At 44.6% G+C, this 18528-nt stretch carries 19 protein-coding genes; 9 read left to right on the top strand and 10 right to left on the bottom strand.

Features of this window, described 5'->3' with window-relative positions:
• The first annotated feature begins 157 nt into the window (after window positions 1-157).
• From gmhB to treC, 5 genes are all read left to right on the top strand, one after another.
• A complete protein-coding gene (gene gmhB / locus L1D60_RS10615) occupies window positions 158-709 on the top strand; it encodes a D-glycero-beta-D-manno-heptose 1,7-bisphosphate 7-phosphatase (protein ID WP_239841063.1) in 552 nt (183 codons plus the stop codon).
• Window positions 710-749: 40 nt separating this feature from the next.
• Window positions 750-1088 carry an MliC family protein gene (locus tag L1D60_RS10610; protein ID WP_239841062.1) on the top strand — a complete coding sequence of 113 codons (339 nt, stop codon included), beginning with the start codon at window positions 750-752 and terminating at the stop codon, window positions 1086-1088.
• 77 nt (window positions 1089-1165) lie between these two features.
• Entirely contained in the window at window positions 1166-2110 is a 945-nt protein-coding gene (gene treR / locus L1D60_RS10605) for a trehalose operon repressor TreR (RefSeq protein WP_239841061.1), read from the top strand.
• Between the two features lie 193 nt (window positions 2111-2303).
• Window positions 2304-3728 carry a PTS trehalose transporter subunit IIBC gene (gene treB / locus L1D60_RS10600; protein ID WP_239841060.1) on the top strand — a complete coding sequence of 475 codons (1425 nt, stop codon included), beginning with the start codon at window positions 2304-2306 and terminating at the stop codon, window positions 3726-3728.
• Between the two features lie 67 nt (window positions 3729-3795).
• Window positions 3796-5487, top strand: coding sequence for an alpha,alpha-phosphotrehalase (gene treC, locus L1D60_RS10595; RefSeq protein ID WP_239841059.1), 1692 nt, complete (start codon window positions 3796-3798; stop codon window positions 5485-5487).
• Between the two features lie 118 nt (window positions 5488-5605).
• Here the strand turns inward: treC and L1D60_RS10590 are convergent, their stop codons facing one another.
• The 3 genes from L1D60_RS10590 to L1D60_RS10580 all read right to left on the bottom strand — a co-directional run bounded on the left by L1D60_RS10590 (window position 5606) and on the right by L1D60_RS10580 (window position 8899).
• Window positions 5606-6517 carry a hypothetical protein gene (locus tag L1D60_RS10590; RefSeq protein WP_239841058.1) on the bottom strand — a complete coding sequence of 304 codons (912 nt, stop codon included), beginning with the start codon at window positions 6515-6517 and terminating at the stop codon, window positions 5606-5608.
• Between the two features lie 144 nt (window positions 6518-6661).
• Window positions 6662-8167, bottom strand: a complete 1506-nt coding sequence (locus tag L1D60_RS10585) for a winged helix-turn-helix domain-containing protein (RefSeq protein ID WP_239841057.1) — start codon at window positions 8165-8167, stop codon at window positions 6662-6664.
• Between the two features lie 129 nt (window positions 8168-8296).
• Window positions 8297-8899, bottom strand: coding sequence for a YitT family protein (locus L1D60_RS10580; protein ID WP_239841056.1), 603 nt, complete (start codon window positions 8897-8899; stop codon window positions 8297-8299).
• 346 nt (window positions 8900-9245) lie between these two features.
• On the opposite strand from L1D60_RS10580, the gene glyA reads away from it, so the two are divergent.
• Window positions 9246-10496 (top strand): serine hydroxymethyltransferase, encoded by a 1251-nt coding sequence (glyA, locus tag L1D60_RS10575; protein WP_150869141.1) that lies wholly within the window; start codon window positions 9246-9248, stop codon window positions 10494-10496.
• Between the two features lie 229 nt (window positions 10497-10725).
• On the opposite strand, the gene L1D60_RS10570 is transcribed toward glyA, so the two are convergent.
• The 6 genes from L1D60_RS10570 to tsaA form a co-directional block, all read right to left on the bottom strand.
• Complete coding sequence (locus L1D60_RS10570; RefSeq protein ID WP_239833522.1) at window positions 10726-11055, bottom strand: hypothetical protein; 330 nt, start codon at window positions 11053-11055, stop codon at window positions 10726-10728.
• Between the two features lie 215 nt (window positions 11056-11270).
• Window positions 11271-11462, bottom strand: coding sequence for a DUF4250 domain-containing protein (locus L1D60_RS10565; protein ID WP_032551680.1), 192 nt, complete (start codon window positions 11460-11462; stop codon window positions 11271-11273).
• Between the two features lies 1 nt (window position 11463).
• The gene (locus L1D60_RS10560; RefSeq protein WP_032551682.1) at window positions 11464-11667 is read right to left on the bottom strand and encodes a YaeP family protein; all 204 of its coding nucleotides are present in this window, start codon (window positions 11665-11667) and stop codon (window positions 11464-11466) included.
• A 119-nt stretch (window positions 11668-11786) separates the two neighbouring features.
• The gene (locus L1D60_RS10555; RefSeq protein WP_239841055.1) at window positions 11787-12455 is read right to left on the bottom strand and encodes a tellurite resistance TerB family protein; all 669 of its coding nucleotides are present in this window, start codon (window positions 12453-12455) and stop codon (window positions 11787-11789) included.
• Between the two features lie 212 nt (window positions 12456-12667).
• Window positions 12668-14386, bottom strand: coding sequence for a proline--tRNA ligase (locus tag L1D60_RS10550; RefSeq protein ID WP_239841054.1), 1719 nt, complete (start codon window positions 14384-14386; stop codon window positions 12668-12670).
• 100 nt (window positions 14387-14486) lie between these two features.
• Window positions 14487-15182 (bottom strand): tRNA (N6-threonylcarbamoyladenosine(37)-N6)-methyltransferase TrmO, encoded by a 696-nt coding sequence (gene tsaA, locus L1D60_RS10545; RefSeq protein ID WP_239841053.1) that lies wholly within the window; start codon window positions 15180-15182, stop codon window positions 14487-14489.
• Window positions 15183-15302: 120 nt separating this feature from the next.
• Here tsaA and L1D60_RS10540 point away from each other — a divergent pair, with 120 nt between their 5' ends.
• From L1D60_RS10540 to L1D60_RS10530, 3 genes are all read left to right on the top strand, one after another.
• The gene (locus tag L1D60_RS10540) at window positions 15303-15563 is read left to right on the top strand and encodes a type B 50S ribosomal protein L31 (protein WP_239841052.1); all 261 of its coding nucleotides are present in this window, start codon (window positions 15303-15305) and stop codon (window positions 15561-15563) included.
• Window positions 15564-15689 (top strand): type B 50S ribosomal protein L36, encoded by a 126-nt coding sequence (ykgO, locus tag L1D60_RS10535; protein ID WP_005380299.1) that lies wholly within the window; start codon window positions 15564-15566, stop codon window positions 15687-15689.
• A gap of 387 nt (window positions 15690-16076) precedes the next feature.
• Window positions 16077-17663, top strand: coding sequence for an AbgT family transporter (locus L1D60_RS10530; RefSeq protein ID WP_032551689.1), 1587 nt, complete (start codon window positions 16077-16079; stop codon window positions 17661-17663).
• 103 nt (window positions 17664-17766) lie between these two features.
• Here the strand turns inward: L1D60_RS10530 and L1D60_RS10525 are convergent, their stop codons facing one another.
• On the bottom strand, window positions 17767-18492 hold the full coding sequence (locus L1D60_RS10525) for a MipA/OmpV family protein (RefSeq protein ID WP_239841051.1): 726 nt from the start codon (window positions 18490-18492) through the stop codon (window positions 17767-17769).
• Window positions 18493-18528: the final 36 nt, after the last annotated feature.

Raw genomic sequence — 18528 nt, 5'->3', positions numbered from 1 at the left:
ATGCTATGGCGTTCCGTGATCTAAGTCAATAGATATTTTTACGTCTAGACGTCTAAACGTAAAAATATCTATATCGAGCGTTACAATTAGCAGGTGATGAAGCCACTAAAGCGTGCAATAATTAGTGATTAATAGAGAGTTGATTGAGAACCAAATTTTGTCAAAACCGGCTGTATTTTTAGATCGTGATGGCGTGATTAACGTGGACCACGGTTACGTGCATGATGAGCATGATTTCGAGTATATCGACGGCGTCTTTGAAGCGGCAAAAGCCTTCAAGGACATGGGATACCTTTTAGTACTAGTGACTAACCAATCAGGTATTGCTCGCGGTATGTTCAGCGAAGATCGTTTCCTATCATTAACTCAGTGGATGGACTGGAACTTTGTAGATAATGGCGTAGAGCTTGATGGCATTTACTACTGCCCACATCATGCAGAGCACGGTATTGGCGAATACAAGCAAGATTGCGATTGTCGTAAGCCTAAGCCAGGGATGTTTATCTCTGCGCGCGATTTCTTGAAAATCGATATGGCTAATTCAGTAATGATCGGCGATAAAGCAGAAGATATGATGGCAGCAGAAGCTGCGGGTGTTGGCACAAAAGTGCTCGTGAGAACCGGTAAACCAGTGACCGAAAAGGGTGAAGCCTTAGCAAGCGTGGTCCTTGATAGCATTGCAGATGTGCCAGCTTACTTGAAGCGTTAATTCAACAACAGTTGAGTTGTTGTAATCGAAAGGGGTGTTTATGAAGAGACAATTTACAGTCGGTGCTATGGTATTAGCCGCACTCGTGGGGTGTTCTCAGTCAGCGGTGGTTGAGCAGGAGCTCGCCAATGCTGAATACATCACTTATCAATGTGAATCTGAGCGGACTTTTGATATTGCTTATGGTGATCAGAAAGCGTTACTGCGCCTTCCTGATAATCAGTATCGACTTAAACAAGTGGTTGCGGCTTCTGGTACTAAGTACATTCTTGATGACGGCACAGCAGAGTTGATAAATGGCATTACTCTGTTTACCAAAGGCGAACACGCCAGACTTGAGCTGGGACGAGTTATCTACCGTAACTGCCGTATCCAATAATTAATCACTCGATAACGACAAGCGACTTTAAAAGCAGTCACTTGTCGTTTTTTCTCTAAACAACGTTATAAGACTCCATGCAAAAAAAACTCACTATACTCGATATCGCAAAGCTTTCAGGTGTTGGTAAATCAACAGTCTCTCGTGTACTCACTAATGATCCCAAAGTGAAACCTGAGACACGTGAAAGAGTAGAGAGAGTGATTCAGGAGTCAGGATATACCCCTTCTAAATCAGCGCAATCAATGCGTGGCGGCAGCCAAAAAGTGGTTGGCGTGATCATCTCTCGTCTCGATTCGCCTTCCGAGAACAAAGCCGTGAGTACCATGCTCGAAGAGTTGTATCGTGCTGGCTATGATGTTGTGATTATGGAGAGTTTGTTCGACAGAGCAAAAGCCAATGAGCACCTTCAAGTTCTCAAACAGCGCAATGTCGATGGCATTATTGTGTTTGGTTTCACCGATTGTGATATTGCGGCGATTGAGTCTTGGGAACATCGCGCGGTGGTAATTGCCCTGGATACGGAAAACGTCACCTCTATCAATTATGACAATCAACAGGTTATTGGCAGTGCATTGGCGCATTTGAAAGAGCAAGGTTTATCAGACATTGGCTTTATAGGTGTTGATCCTAGCGATAAATCAACGGGTGAATTGCGTCTAAATGCTTACCTCAATTGGTGTCGTGATAACAACATTGAGCCAAATTACCAAACCGGTGCCCTGCATCATGCAAGTGCTTACCAATTGGTTGATCAAGTGCTTACATCGACGACTCAAGCGATAGCCTGTGCCAGTGACACATTAGCGCTGGGTGTAATTAAGCGTTTGCAAGAGTTACAACGCGAGGATGTAGTCGTGACAGGAGTTGGTGGCAATGATCTCCTTTCATTTTTGTTCCCACGAGTATTTAGTATTGATCCTGGGTATCAATCTGCTGGTACCTTAGCAGCTAAACTATTGATATCTCAATTGCTTGGTCAGGCATCTATTTCTCATCATACTCAGAAACCCATTGTTTAACGCCTAATTTTTAGGGTGAACTTAGTCTATTTACTAAACTAAAGAGTGTGATCTTATTCAATTAATGGGACTGTTCCCATTTTAATTTTATAATCATGCAGGCATTATACTTACCAACTTATGGGAATGTTCCCATTAATAACAAATTCATCTGAATTTGAGTGTAGAACGAAGAGAACCAGGGTGGGGTAGTATGAGTAAGATAGCGAAGCAAGACATCACGCGTCTTATCGAGTTAGTGGGTGGTAGCGACAATATCGCAAGCGTTAGTCACTGTTTAACGCGCTTGCGTTTTGTGTTGAATGACACTGACAAAGCAAACAAAGTTGAGTTAGAAAAACTGAGCCTAGTGAAAGGGTGTTTTACTAACGCGGGTCAATTTCAAGTCGTGGTTGGTACCGAAGTTGATGAGGTTTACAAGTTACTGATTGCACAGACTGGTAAGCAAGAATCGTCGAAAGATGAGGCGAAGTTGGCAGCTCGTCAAAACATGAATGTGCTAGAGTGCGGTATTTCACACCTTGCCGAAATCTTTGTACCGCTGCTACCTGCCATTATCACTGGTGGTCTTATCCTTGGCTTCCGTAATGTCATCGGCGACATTCGCATGTTCGATGGTAAGACTTTGGTTGAGCTTAGCCAGTTTTGGGCTACGGTTAACTCCTTCCTATGGTTGATTGGTGAAGCGATCTTCTTCTTCCTACCTGTTGGTGTGTGTTGGTCTACAGTGAAGAAACTGGGCGGTACACCGATTTTAGGTATCACGCTCGGCGTTACTTTGGTTTCTCCGCAGCTAATGAACGCCTACATGATAGGTAAAGCTGTGCCAGAGGTGTGGGACTTCGGCTTGTTCGTCATTGAAAAAGTTGGTTATCAAGCGCAAGTGATTCCTGCGATGTTAGCGGGTGTTGCACTGGCCTTCATTGAAACCAACCTCAAACGCATTGTTCCAGCTTACCTTTACTTAGTGGTTGTTCCGTTTGTATCTATCATTCTTTCTGTGATTCTGGCTCATGCGTTCATTGGTCCATTCGGTCGTGTTCTAGGTGATGGTGTTGCTTTTGCAGCGAAAGCTGCGATGACGGGTGACTTCGCGATTCTAGGCTCAGTGATCTTTGGCTTCTTGTACGCACCACTGGTTATTACTGGTATTCACCACACAACCAATGCGGTTGACCTACAACTGATGCAAGAGCTTGGTGGTACACCAATCTGGCCATTGATTGCCCTTTCAAATGTGGCTCAAGCATCTGCGGTTGTCGGCATCATTATTTTGAGCAAGCGCGAAGGCGAACGTGACATATCAGTTCCTGCAGCAATTTCAGCGTACTTAGGTGTAACAGAGCCTGCGATGTACGGCATCAACTTGAAATACAAATTCCCAATGTTAAGCGCAATGCTAGGCAGTGCTGCGGCAGCTGCAATTTGTGGTGGCGCTGGCGTGATGGCGAATGGCATCGGTGTAGGCGGCTTACCAGGCATCCTATCGATTCAGCCTCAATACTGGACGATTTATCTGTTGGCATTAGCGGTTGCGATTGTCGTTCCAATCATCCTGACGCTGTTTTTCTACAAGCGAGCACAGGCTAAGGGTGAGTTAACGGCGGTAAGTGCTTAATTTTATTAGGGGCAACAGTTGTTTGAGTCACTGTTGCTCCACTTTTTATTTTTGTAAGTGAGTAGAGATGACCAATCAGAATAGCGATGCGATGTGGTGGAAGACCGCAACCATCTATCAAATTTATCCGAAGAGTTTTTGTGACAGTGGCGCTAAAGGAACTGGCGATATTCAAGGGGTTATCTCCAAGCTAGATTACCTAAAAACGCTGGGTGTGGATGCTATTTGGTTAACGCCTGTGTACCAATCACCGATGGTGGATAACGGTTACGATATTTCTGATTACTATGCGATCAACCCTGAGTTCGGCACTATGGCGGACTTTGACCAATTGTTGGCAGAGGCTCACCAACGTGGTATTCGCATCATCATGGATATTGTAGTCAACCATACATCCACTCATCATGCTTGGTTCCAGTCTGCTTTGGGTGATAAACAAAGCCCATATCGTGATTACTATATTTGGAAAGACCCAGTAGATGGCCAGGCTCCAACTAACTGGCAATCGAAATTTGGCGGCAATGCTTGGGAGCTTGATGAAGCGACCGGCCAGTACTATTTGCACCTCTTTGCGAAAGAGCAAGCTGACCTTAACTGGGAGAACCCTAAGGTTCGCGGTGAAGTTAAAGAGATCATTAGCTACTGGGCAGAGAAAGGCGTAGATGGCTTCCGTTTAGATGTAATCAACCTGATTTCGAAGCAGCAAGACTTCCCTAATGACGAAATTGGTGATGGCCGCCGTTTCTATACTGACGGCCCACGAGTCCATGAATACCTGCAAGAGATCAGCGAAGCGGTTTTCCAAAAATACGGCAGTGTCACCGTGGGTGAGATGTCATCGACAACGCTTGAGCACTGTCAGCAATACTCAAGTCTGGATAACAAAGAGCTATCAATGGTGTTCAATTTTCACCACTTGAAAGTAGATTATCCAAATGGTGACAAATGGACCAAAGCGCCGTTTGATTTCTTGCAGCTGAAGTCGATCTTTAACCATTGGCAGAGTGGACTCAATGGTAAAGGGTGGGGGGCACTTTTCTGGTGTAACCACGACCAACCGCGAGTGGTGAGCCGCTTAGGTGACGATCAAAATTACCGCGTTGAGTCTGCGAAGATGTTAGCCGCGTCAGTACACATGATGCAAGGCACGCCGTACATCTACCAAGGTGAAGAGATTGGTATGACGAATCCAGGGTATCAGGATATTGCTCAGTACCGAGATGTGGAAAGTACCAACATTTATCAATTGATGGTAAATGAACAAGGTGTTGACCATCAAGATATGATGGCCATTTTGGCGCAAAAGTCTCGTGACAACTCTCGTACACCAATGCAGTGGGATGATTCTGATTATGCAGGTTTCTCGAAGGCGCAGCCTTGGCTTGAAGTCGCAGGTAACTACCGTGAAGTCAATGCTAAGCAAGCGGTTGAAGATACTGAATCGGTTTTCTATTTCTACAAAAAATTGATCGAGTTACGTAAAGAAGTGCCAGTAATCACCGATGGCGATTACCAAGACTTGCTACCGGAGCACGCTAGCATTTTTGCTTATGCGCGTAAGAGTGAGTCACAAACGCTTTTGTGTATCAATAACTACTACGCTGACGAAGCCGAATGTGTACTTCCTGAACGCTTTGCTATGAGTCGCGCTAAGACATTATTGTCTAACTATCCAGACGCTCAAAACTTAGCAGCATCAAATCATCAAGTGCTGCGTCCTTATGAGACGCGCATTCTGTTGATAGAGAATGAAAGGTAATATTGAGCCAAAGGCTTGCCCTAAATAGGCCCCCACCTAGATAGGGTGAGGGCTCGATGTCCAAGAAAGGCTTTGCGGTGCTCCTCAAAGCCTTTCTTTTTTGTATTTTTGGGCGTTCTTAAGACGCTTTGTTTATTTCTGTTAGGGTCGCTTTCTCTTCAGTAATCACCGTATTTTCTGCATTTAGCAATTCCACTTGTGTAAGCAAGCCAATGCTTGGGTTAAACCAGCGTTCAGACGAGCTAGAAAATTGCATTGAGTCGTCCATTCTATCGCAATTCAAGTAGTACTCATTTTTCTCAGTCATGTTGGCTGCTTCAATGGATTTCCCAGAAATAGTGAAGGTTTTTCGAACGCCTGTTTCATTGATGTGCTGTTGCCAAACCACGCGGCAAGAATCATCAGCATTAAGGTCCTTTACCCATTGGTGATCGTCAAAATCAGTCAGCATGTTTGCTACCGCCTCACCATCGAGCCTTGCTTGAATAGAAACCGTCTCTTTACTGATATCAATAATAGGATCACTCTCTGCTACCTCCGCACCACTCAATCGGAAAAGTGGGCTGCTACTCATGATCGTGGTGATGAACTGACTATCGATGAAATAGGTATCCGTAATTTCATGAAGGGCACTGTCGCTACCCGCGAAGTAAAAGGTATGCTCCGTTTGCTGTTGGTCTTCATTGATTACTTCTTCAGACATGTAGAATTGAGTGACGCCATAGTTGATAAGATCATTAACCACTTGAAGTAGAGCGTCGCTGTCTGGCGTATTTTGTAAACCTGCAATGACTTGGGCAGCAGTCAATGGTTGATACAACATCGACATATTGCCTTCTGGCTGTCCGTCAATTTCAAATGCGTAGTTCAAGGTTGTAGTTGGCTTTGGAGAAAATTGCGCATTTTTGATTGGGAAGTCGGTTTGGTTGTTTGGACCTTTTTGATTGTTGGTTGAACCTGACGAGGAGCCACCACCACAGCCATATAGAGCAACCAGAGAAGCGGTAAGTAGGGTAAGAGTTTTATTCATGTTACGTATTCCTAAAGTGAGCGGGCAAAGCGTGCCGAAATTGCTCGGAATACTAGTTTTTAGATGGCTTAAAGGGCAAAAAACGAAGTCACATGAGATCTTAATTTACATTTAGGTTTTTGATTTTAAAGATTTTATATTTTTCTAATTAGCAAATTCTTCGCCCACAGAGGTACAGTAGTTAATCATTAGGTTCTCCCACTGTTTAATGATAAGAGGCTCCTTGATACTTAATTTTAAGCTGCTCCAAGGTTGCAGACAGGTCTCTTTGGACTCTGGCTGAGAGAGTCTAGAAAACAGTTCTTCGGAAGGAATAACTCTTAGCAGTGCAACCAAAGACTCCATGTAGTTCAAACGAAAGTTATCGAGGTTTCCCTGCTGAAAGCTGATGTGTGAGATCATCATATAGATAAGGGCGTTCTCAATACTCGAGTGTCCCGATGGTGTGGTGAGCAACTCTTTAGCAGTGGGGAGATCGCGCAGCTTAAAATGGATGACACCGAGCCAAAGCTTGAGCTCATCAGGCAGTAACTTAAAGTGTGTTTGTACTCTATTGGTAAAAAGAACCAAACGTTGCTGGTCCGTTTCGAACAGAGCCAAGTGACGAGCCAACAGGGTGGAGTTCATACAGTTAAGTTGCATCGACTCGAGATCAATAAACTGATTCGAAATAAGTGCGTTGAGCTGGTTATTGTCGATAGACCAGTTAGGCATCTCAGGTTTTGGCAACGCAAAGTAGTCGGCGAGGTCTCGATTTATTTCCATAAGACTGCCACTGAGACTGTCTATTTCAATGGTGTAAGTTCCGCGAAAAGCCAGTTTCCCAGAGTTTGGATAAATGAGGCTCACTTGAGCGCTAAGGCGAGAGTCGACTTCTTGATCTTTCAACTGGATGTTCAGCAGATAATCGCTGGTGCGCATGTTCTTTGCACCTGGAAAGAAAGGAGAGTTATCTATGGGATCGACAAAGTAGCTCGGCGCATCTTGATTCGCGAGATCAGTGTAGGTGTACTGGATCTGTTGTTGTAACAGTAGCGCTTTAATCGCAGCTCGATACTGCCTAGCGTTATCTCCTACGGCATCAATACGGCTGAGTAGTAACTCGACTTTAGGAATCAAACGCTGCTGCTGGCTGATCTCAGAGCTTTGGCTCGGTGATTGCCACAACAAATAACTCAGTGTGATTGTGCTTGCAAGTAGAGCAAGTGTGACGAGCCATAACCAAGGTGACTTTGAATTGGTTTTACTGTGTTCTGCCTTGGGCTTAACATCAATTTCAGCGTCAGCGGTATCTAAACGTACAGAGCTTGGGCTGAGAAAGTAGCCCTTTCGCGGGTAGGTCACTAATATCTTGGTGGCATCGCTGTCTGGGAGGTGTTTTTGCAGTATCGAACGCAGCGTGCTGATTCGATTAGTTAGGACATTCTTGGAAATAAAGCTGCTTTGCCAAATCTCTTGGATGATCAGTTCAGCAGAAAGGGGCTCTCCAACATGACGTAACAGGAGTTCCAGTAGCTCAACTGAGCGTGGCTCTAGGTTGATGACTTCTTGAGGCGCACTTAACTCTCGGGTACTTGGGTTGTACACCAGATCATCGGCAATGACGATAGAGGTCTTGTTTGCCTGAGCAGCAGCGAGGAAGTCTTGCATAGGAAACCGTGTTTCATAAAAACAGACGATTCTAGCTGCTTTATTTATAAAAAGCAGCTAAGGATCTCAGATTAAGACACTAACTTTACCTTGGCTCAAAAGCGAGAAAGTGAGTGCGAATGGGTAACACTACGAACTGTAACTCACCGAATATCTTGTCGGCTTGTGGTTCATTGCGAGTACAACATTTAATACAGCGGTACCAAGCACTGAAACGGCGATGATCCATGGTGATACAAAGAAGAACGATGCAAATAGGATACACGCATCAATGGCCATCTGACTTTTGCCCACTGAAATGCCATAACGGTCTTGAATGTAAAGGCACAGTACATTGAATCCACCTAAGCTAGAGCGGTGACGGAATAGAATGAGCATACCAAGTCCCATCAGTAGCCCTCCGGCAATGGCGCAGTAAATTTCATTATGGGCATCAAGAGAGATGACTAAATATAGGTGATCCGCAAAAACAGACACTAAGGCACCAGAAAAAGCACTACTTATGGCAAAATGACGTCCAAAACGTTTCCAAGCTAATACATAGAATGGGCAGTTCGCGATAAAGTAAAGCACACCGAAGGTGACAGGTAGAAATTGACTTAATAGCAGAGCTAAGCCTGTCGTGCCGCCAGTAAGGAGTTGAGCTGACTGTAAAAAGAAGACGCCTTGTGCGACTAAGAAAGTGCCTGTAAGAATGGCAACCCAATCTTCTTTACGTGTGTGTTTTTCCATCGTTTTAATAATTACCTAGCCAATAAAGGCGTGCATAGTAGAGAAAAACATGCATTTTCGGTAGCTTGAGACACAAAATTAAGGTAAACCTATGTAATATTCGTTTTACAGGGTGTAAAGCGAAAACTTGACAGTAAGTCGCGTACTGATGCGATGTGTCGCATAAGTATGATGAAGCTTATATGTCATTATGAAAAAACTGCATGATAAAATTGCAATTAGCTCTTTATGACCTAGATCAAATTATGTATGATGCGTCCCATCAAAACGGTGACGAAAACGTTTGCTTTCGGTCGTTGTGTGGTTTTTTTGAAACTTTCAGTACAATCTGAGTCAGGAGATACAGATGCTTAAGCGTGACATGAACATCGCTGATTACGATGCGGATCTATTCGCAGCTATCCAAGAAGAAACTCTTCGCCAGGAAGAACACATCGAACTAATCGCTTCAGAAAACTACACAAGCCCACGTGTAATGGAAGCTCAAGGTTCTCAGCTAACAAACAAATACGCTGAAGGCTACCCAGGCAAGCGTTACTACGGTGGTTGTGAGTACGTAGACAAAGTTGAAACTCTAGCAATCGAGCGTGCATGTGAGCTATTCGGCGCTGAATACGCGAACGTACAACCTCACTCAGGTTCTCAAGCGAACAACGCTGTATACATGGCGCTACTGAATGCAGGCGACACAGTTCTAGGTATGAGCCTAGCGCACGGTGGTCACCTAACTCACGGTTCTCCAGTTAACTTCTCTGGTAAGCTTTACAACATCATCCCTTACGGTATCGACGAAGCGGGTCAAATCGATTACGAAGAGATGGAAAAGCTGGCTATCGAGAACAAGCCTAAGATGATCATCGGTGGTTTCTCTGCTTACTCTCAAATCTGTGACTGGAAACGCATGCGTGAAATCGCAGACAAAGTAGGTGCTTACTTATTCGTTGATATGGCGCACGTAGCGGGTCTAATCGCAGCAGGCGTTTACCCGAACCCAGTACCACACGCACACGTTGTAACAACAACAACGCACAAGACGCTAGCGGGTCCTCGTGGTGGTCTAATCCTTTCTAACGAAGGCGAAGATCTTTACAAGAAGCTAAACTCAGCAGTATTCCCAGGTGGCCAAGGTGGCCCTCTAATGCACGTTATCGCAGGTAAAGCAGTAGCGTTCAAAGAAGCGCTAGAGCCAGAGTTCAAAGAGTACCAAGCACGCGTAGTTGCTAACGCAAAAGCAATGGTTGCTGAGTTCATCGCTCGTGGTTACAACATCGTTTCAGGTTCTACAGAGAACCACCTGTTCCTAGTTGACCTAATCGACAAAGACATCACAGGTAAAGAAGCAGACGCAGCACTAGGTGCAGCAAACATCACAGTAAACAAGAACTCAGTACCAAACGACCCACGCAGCCCGTTTGTAACGTCAGGTATCCGTATCGGTTCTCCTTCTATTACTCGTCGCGGTTTCACAGAAGCAGACGCGAAAGAGCTAGCAGGTTGGATCTGTGACATCCTAGATAACATGGGTGATGAGTCTGTTATCGAAGCGACTAAAGCAAAAGTGCTAGAGATCTGTAAGCGTCTACCAGTTTACGCTTAATTTTTTCTGCGTAGAGTGAACGAATTTCTGTGTCGCACATACTCATTTGCTAGCGCAAACTCCGTGTGAGCTCCTTGAACTTCGCTCATCTACTTTGAAAAAGAGTTTTAAAGGTCCCTTTTGGGGCCTTTTTTGTATTTGGTGAACTATGAGCTAAGGGTAAAAACAGGCAGGTATTAAAAAGGGTTAATGTATTTACGTTAACCCTTTGTATTTGTTTGTGTCGGTTCTACTTTTTGATGCTGAGTAGGGTGCCTGATTTACACTTGAATGAGTAGTAATGGCGGCTTTCACTGAACTTGCCTAAGCCTTCGCCATCACAGTAGTCGATGTTGATATCGCGCATGACTTCCAGTGTATCTTCACTACTTAAAGCGAACTTGGAGCCATCAGAGCAGACGATGCGGACTCTTTCGTCATGACTTACTGAATAGAGTTCGACTTCAGTATTACACAGTTCAAAAGAGGCTTCGCGGAAATTGTCTTGCTGACTGTTGGAAGCGCAACCTGCTGTGATGAGTGTTGCAGTAAACACTGTTAAAAGTCCGAGTTTTTTCATTGTTGATCCTTCACCTTTATTCTTTTTAGCGACGATTCTTGCTTCCTGCTTCGGGTAGCTTTTACAACGACAGGCTTCGACTCAAGGAGCGTGAGTAGATATAAAGATATAAAAGTATAGGCGCAAATTTATAATTTATATAAGTTTTTTACTTTTAGCTGGCGCCAACAAAAAAGACCAACACTAGGTTGGCCTTTATCAGTCTGAACTAAGATTTATCGAAATTGTTTCGCTTCTGGTAGGAATTCAAAGCCCGCGGTTGCAAGTTTTGCTTCGAGTGCAGCTTTATCAATATCGAAGAAGTTAGCGAGTTTATCGAGGTCGCCAGAGAAGTCGTCACGCAGCTTCATGTTAACGATGCTCATCAGCATCACTGGATCCATGGTTTCAAAATTCGCTAAGTTCATATTAGTCCTCGAAATCAGAGATCAGTAAATTCGCTGCAGCAAAGGCGGCGCGTTCACGCGCTTCGCGTGGAAGAGACTCATCGGCTGCCAAGTCATTGAGTGTTTTCACTGCACATGTAATCGCTTGAGGGATGTAACCCTGATCGCCACTACCGATTTGAGAATAAAGCTCACGCACTAAATCACAACAATCGTATACTTTCATTTCTATACCTAACTAAATGATAACTTCTCTCAATATACACACAGAGAAAAGCAAAAACAAAGCGCATTCAACGAAAATTCGGTTTAGTTTGTTCTTGCTCAAGCTCTCATTTTACGAGGCTAAATTGTGACCTGTTGTTCTAGCTGCAGTTTCACTTCATCGGCTAGATTTAACTGACGTGCGAGCTCTTTTAAGTACGCTTTTTCCATAAAGTTTTGCTCATCAACCACGATCAACGAAGCGAGGTAGATTTCGCTTGCTTGTTGCGGGCTGGTGGCGAACTGCGAAATGTCGCTAGGATCAAGCGGCTTATGCAGCTCTTCTGAAACTAGCTTGGTCAGTTGATAGTCCGCGCCCATGTTCTCGACAGCTTGCTCTATTTTTGTCATCTCTTCCTCGTCGACATGTCCATCTGCTTTGGAAGCGGCGATCATTGAGCGTAGAATCAGCAGGTTATGATTAGAGTCCTGCTCATTGAATGTCGCTTGAGGTGAAGAGTCCGGTGTGCCCTGTTTAGCTTGGTAGTCGTTATACACCTTGTAAGCTAAAGCGCCGAGTGCGGCCGCGCCGCCAATACCAACGGCCTTTTTACCGATTTTCTTGGTTTTCTTTGACCCCATCAATGCACCTAACAGCCCACCGCCAATGGCGCCAGCACCAAGAGCCCCAAGTTTACCTTTATCTTGGGTCAGTCCGCCTAAGCTAGAGGAGCTTTGAGAGAGTTTCTGGCTGCCTTGTTTTACCAGATCCGACTGCAGTGCTTGGTTAAGTAAACTTTTGATATCCATGGAACCTCCAGAAATAAACACGTTGGAATTGTCTTGAGATTCACTATACGTCCTCGAAGATGAACCGAGGATTAACTTACAATGATTTACATTCAGTTTGGGGAAGAGAGGCAAAAGAAGGAGGAATAAAAAAGGCCGCCATACGGCAGCCTTTTGGGGTTTTAATCGAACACGCTTTCAATTGAATAGGAATTCAATCGATGACGATCTGCTTATTTAGCAAACTGAGCCGTTACGTGCTCAACAATTGAATCCATTGCAACAGCTTCTTTAGTGCCTTCGCGACGGTTCTTGTATTCGAAGTTGCCTTCTTTCATTGAGCGATCGCCGATCACGATAGTGTGAGGGATACCGATCAGCTCGATGTCAGAGAACATTACGCCTGGGCGCTCTTTACGGTCATCGAACAGTACTTCGATGCCCATAGCTGTCAGTTCAGCGTATAGCTTCTCAGCCGCCGCTTTCACTTCTTCAGACTTGTGCATGTTCATTGGTACGATAGCTACTTGGAAAGGCGCTAGTGCGTCTGGCCAGATGATGCCGTATTTGTCGTGGTTCTGTTCAATTGCAGAAGCAACTACACGAGAAACACCGATACCGTAACAACCCATCTCTAGGATAGTGTTTTTACCGTCTGGACCAAGAACAGCAGCATTCATTGCTTCTGAGTACACATTACCAAGTTGGAAGATGTGACCCACTTCGATACCACGTTTAAGTTGCAGAGTACCTTTACCACATGGGCTTAGGTCACCTTCGATAACGTTACGTAGATCTTCTACTTGAGCAAGCTCAACGTCACGACCCCAGTTAATACCGAAGTAGTGTTTGCCGTCGATGTTTGCACCAGCGCCGAAGTCGCTCATTACAGCAACAGAACGGTCAACGATGAATGGTAGTTCTAGGCCTACAGGGCCTAGTGAGCCTGGGCCAGCGCCAACTAGTGCACGAATCTCTTCTTCAGATGCCATCTCTAGTGGAGAAGCAACTTGTGGAAGGTTTTCTGCTTTCACTTCGTTTAGCTCGTGGTCACCACGGATGATAAGAGCAATGATGTCTGCATCTACTTCATCAGAAGCTTTAACAAATAGGGTCTTAACGGTTTTCTCAATCGCTAGGCCGTGTTGCTCTACCAACTCTGCGATGGTTTTCGCGTTTGGCGTATCAACCAGTTCCATCTCTTGAGTTGGTGCAGCCGCTTCTTCAGTAGGAGCAAGCGCTTCTGCTTTTTCGATGTTTGCTGCGTAATCAGATTCTGTAGAGAATGCGATTAGGTCTTCACCACTTTCTGCTAGTACGTGGAACTCTTGAGAACCACTACCACCGATAGCGCCTGAGTCAGCAAGTACTGGACGGTACTCAAGACCCATGCGGTCGAACGCTTTACAGTAAGCATCGTGCATTGCTTGGTAAGACTTTTCTAAGCCTTCTTTGTCGATATCGAAGCTGTACGCATCCATCATTAAGAATTCACGTGAACGCATTACGCCGAAACGTGGGCGGCGCTCATCACGGAACTTAGTTTGAATTTGGTACAGGTTTAGTGGCAGCTGTTTGTAAGAGTTTACTTCGTTACGAACTAGGCTAGTTACCACTTCTTCAGCTGTTGGGCTAAGAACAAACGGACGTGAATGACGATCAGTAAAGCGAAGAAGCTCTGGGCCCATTTTTTCGCTACGACCAGTCTCTTCCCATAGTTCAAACGGCTGCACTACGGGCATTAAAGTCTCAACTGCACCTGCATTATCGATCTCTTGGCGAACGATGTTTTCGACTTTACGCAGTACACGCAGACCGGTAGGTAGCCAAGTGTATAAACCTGAAGCTAGCTTACGGATCATACCTGCACGTAGCATCAGCTGGTGGCTGATAACTTCTGCGTCGTTTGGAGTCTCTTTCAGAGTAGAAAGAAGATAGTTACTGGTACGCATTCTATGGTATCCGTTTCATCATAAATTAAAGAAAATTCACTGTAGCTGTTGCCACAATAAATCCGATTTAGCCGCATATAATATCAGCCTATTTGGGATCTCAAAAGCGTTCAATGTCAGTAACATTGATGAAAAGTGCTTCAACTGTGAATTTCACGTTCAGATCGAACAAATTTACCGCATATTCTTTGGGATCTGGCTTACCTTTCTTGTAAGCAGGGCGAGGATCTTGGGCAAGAACCTCTTTGATCACGGTGATCATATGGCGGCCATTTGGATGTTGATTGAGCTTTTGCTGCGCTTGTTGTGAGAAATTAACTTCTAATGTCGCCGGCTCTTCTGCAGCAAATCCTCCGACGGCATTAGGAATTGAATCTGAGTAGGGGATATAAGGTTTTATATCGATAATCGGTGTGCCATCGACGAGATCAACGCTGCCTAACTCTAAGTAGGTTTGACCTTTATCTTGCGTGACACCTTTTAATTCAATGGCTGACATTCCAATACCGTTTGGCCTAAAAGTGGCTCTAGACGCAAATACACCAATTCTATCGTTTCCGCCCAAACGTGGTGGACGAACCGTCGGTTTCCAACCAGCTTGTAAATTTTGGTCGAATAGAAATAGCAACCACACATGACTGAATTGTTCGATTTCTCGTACCGACTCTAAGCAATTGGCCGCGCCTGATAATCTGACTCTTGCGCGAGCGGAAGGTACTAATCTTGGCTGTCTAGGTACAGCAAATTTCTCTTTATATGGCGACTCGATGAAACCAATTGGCTCAATTGTGTACATGGTTTAGGCGTCTCAACTTACTCTTTGTCGCAAAAATATCATAAAACCGCTTGTGTTTCTTTTGATAATAATTATCATTTGCAATGTTATATCATAACAATTAAATGATGGAGTAAAGAGATGAAGCCGAATATTCACCCAGACTACCGTACAGTTGTTTTTCACGATACGAGTGTTGATGAGTATTTTCTAATTGGTTCGACCCTGCAAACTGACCGCACAATGGAGTGGGAAGATGGTAACACCTACCCGTATTTCACGATTGAAGTGTCATCGAAATCGCACCCGTTCTACACAGGTAAGCAGCGCGTGATTCATAAAGAAGGTCGCGTGGCGAACTTTACACGTCGATTTGGTCAATTTAGTAAAGGAGAGAAGTAAATGAAGGTCGTTAAATCCCTAAAAAGTGCTAAGAGTCGCCACCCTGATTGCCAAATCGTGAAGCGAAGAGGGCGTCTTTATGTGATCTGCAAAACCAACCCAAGATTTAAAGCGGTGCAAAAGTAAGCGTCAATGGCATGTGAAAGGCATGTAAAAATCGGAAATGAGGTCACACTTTTCATTACTGGGCGGTGATCTCTTTTTCTAGTGAGCATTTTAGCCGCTTTTGGCTGATTTTTATCGTACGAGGTAATTTTAGTCGCAGTTGAATCAAGTAGTTAGGGTACGACGTATAAACAGAATGAATGTATTTATATGAATTATAAATCTGTTATTTGTATTTAATTTAGTGTTATTTGCTAATTTTTTGTTCGAATAGCGTTAATTTATATGATTTGTTACACAATTTGTAACATTTTGCATTTCTAATTGACTGTTTTGTCGAGTACTCTGCGCCTGCAATTTGAACATTTTTGTCACATTTGCATAGGAATCACTACAAGGAGGGAACTGATGAGTTCATCAGCTTCAATAAAAAACAACTCGCCAAAGAAACCTATTTTTACCCGTTTTCTCGATGGTGTTGAGTATTTGGGGAATCTATTACCCCACCCGATCACTCTTTTCGCAATCTTCTGTGTCGCAATCTTAGTTACTTCTGGTATCGCAGGGTACTTTGAAGTGTCTGTTATGGACCCTCGTCCAGAAGGTGCTCCAGGTCGTGCTGCTGACGGCATGATCCACGTTGTAAGCTTACTTAATGCTGAAGGCTTGCAACTTATCGTAACGAATCTCGTTAAAAACTTTGTTGGCTTTGCGCCATTAGGTACTGTGCTTGTTGCAATGCTAGGTGTAGCGATTGCTGAGCACTCAGGTCTACTATCTGCTGCGATGCGTGGCATGGTAATGGGCGCATCTAAGCGCATGGTTACTGTAACTGTGGTATTCGCCGGTATCATTTCTAACACGGCTTCAGAGCTTGGTTACGTGGTACTTATCCCGCTTGCAGCAATGCTGTTCCACTCTTTGGGTCGTCACCCTCTTGCTGGTCTAGCGGCAGCATTCGCTGGTGTATCTGGTGGTTACTCTGCAAACCTTCTAATCGGTACGGTTGATCCACTGCTTTCTGGTATTACAGAAACAGCAGCACAAATGATCGACCCGACTTACACCGTTGGTCCTGAATCAAACTGGTACTTCATGTTTGTTTCTACTTTCTTCATTGCGATTACCGGTGCATTTGTAACTGAGAAAATCGTTGAGCCTAAGCTTGGCAAATACAATGATGAAGAAGCGTCTGAAGACCTATCTAATGACTCAATGGGCAAGCTAACAGACGTTGAGAAGAAAGGTCTTAAGCTAGCAGGTATCGCAGTATTAGCCGTTTCAGCTCTTCTTGCTTGGACGATTGTTCCTGAAGACGGTGTTCTACGTTCTGCAGCGGGCACGGTAGCAGGTTCTCCGTTCCTTAAGAGTATCGTAGCGTTCATCTTCGTATTCTTCGCAGTTCCTGGTTTTGTTTACGGTAAAGTTACTGGCACAATGAAAACTGACCGCGACGTTATAGATGCAATGTCTAAGTCTATGTCTTCTATGGGCATGTACATCGTACTTGTATTCTTCGCTGCTCAGTTTGTTGCTTTCTTCAAGTGGACTAACTTCGGTCAAGTATTCGCAGTAGCGGGTGCAAGCTTCCTGCAAGACATCGGCCTAACAGGTCCAATGCTGTTCTTCGCATTCATCCTAATGTGTGGCTTCATTAACCTGATGATCGGTTCAGCGTCTGCTCAGTGGGCAGTAACAGCACCTATCTTCGTTCCAATGTTAATGCTTGTTGGTTACGCACCAGAAACGATTCAAGCGGCTTACCGTATCGGTGATTCAACAACGAACATCATTACTCCAATGATGAGCTACTTCGGTCTTATCCTTGCAGTAGCAACGCGTTACATGAAGAACCTAGGTATCGGTACTCTGATTGCAACTATGCTTCCATACTCAATCGTATTCATCGTTGGTTGGAGCTTAATGTTCTACGTGTGGGTATTCGTATTCGGTCTACCTGTAGGCCCTGGTGCGGCAACTTACTACACGCCTTAGTACTGAATCGTGAATTCAGATGTATTTAAAAGCCTGCACACTGTGCAGGCTTTTTTGTTTATATATCTGTAGGATATGGGGAGATAAAGCATGTTTCATGCAGTTATAGGCCTGCGAAACGATAGGTTAAACCAACCTCCAACGACCAACCCACATCTCTTTGAATAAGCGGGCTATTGGTATCATGATGAATAAATTCTGCTTTACTGACACCAATCCAGTGAGGGCTAAATTCGTACAGCCCGATTAACCCCGTCTCGTAAACAAAAGTGCCATCAGCATCAAAAGCAGCTAGGCCTGATGCGATCGATTCCGCGGCACTTACTCCGTAGAGATGATTAGAGAGTTTTTCATCGCGATAATCGACTTCAAAATAGGGAGTGAGGGTAAAGGCAGGGTTCCACGTATCAAAAGTGCGCCCTAAGTGCAGTTGAATCTCATAGCCTTCGTGTTCTGAGGTTACATCGTGAAGAAAGGTTACGCGTGCGCCAACAGTGCCAAGTGTGATACCGAGTTCGCCACTTCCATCTCTGTCCTCTATACCATTGGGTAAGTCGGTAAAAGTGTCAGATACCTCAGCGAATCGCCAGTGACCAGAAAGGCCAACGTAGGGTAAGGCTTGCCAACTGGCTAAGCTGCCATCAACAAATCCGATAGGGCCTGAGTAAAAAAGGTTGGGTGTAGCACCAACTTGGGTTGAGTCCTTGGTTGAAAAGACGCTTTCACCTACGGTAAGACTACCACCGACAATACCGTACTCTTCACTAGCAAAAGTGGGGTAGCTGGCAGTCATAATCAGGGTAAGTGGAAGGGCGATGCGAGACATCATAAGCAATACTCCGTTATTGTCGTAATAGATAAGAAC

Origin of the sequence: Vibrio sp. Isolate30 (assembly GCF_022397975.1) — a bacterium.
GTDB lineage: Bacteria > Pseudomonadota > Gammaproteobacteria > Enterobacterales > Vibrionaceae > Vibrio > Vibrio fortis.
Note: the sequence above shows the minus strand (reverse complement) of the source record. Positions and strands in the feature narration are given on the sequence as shown.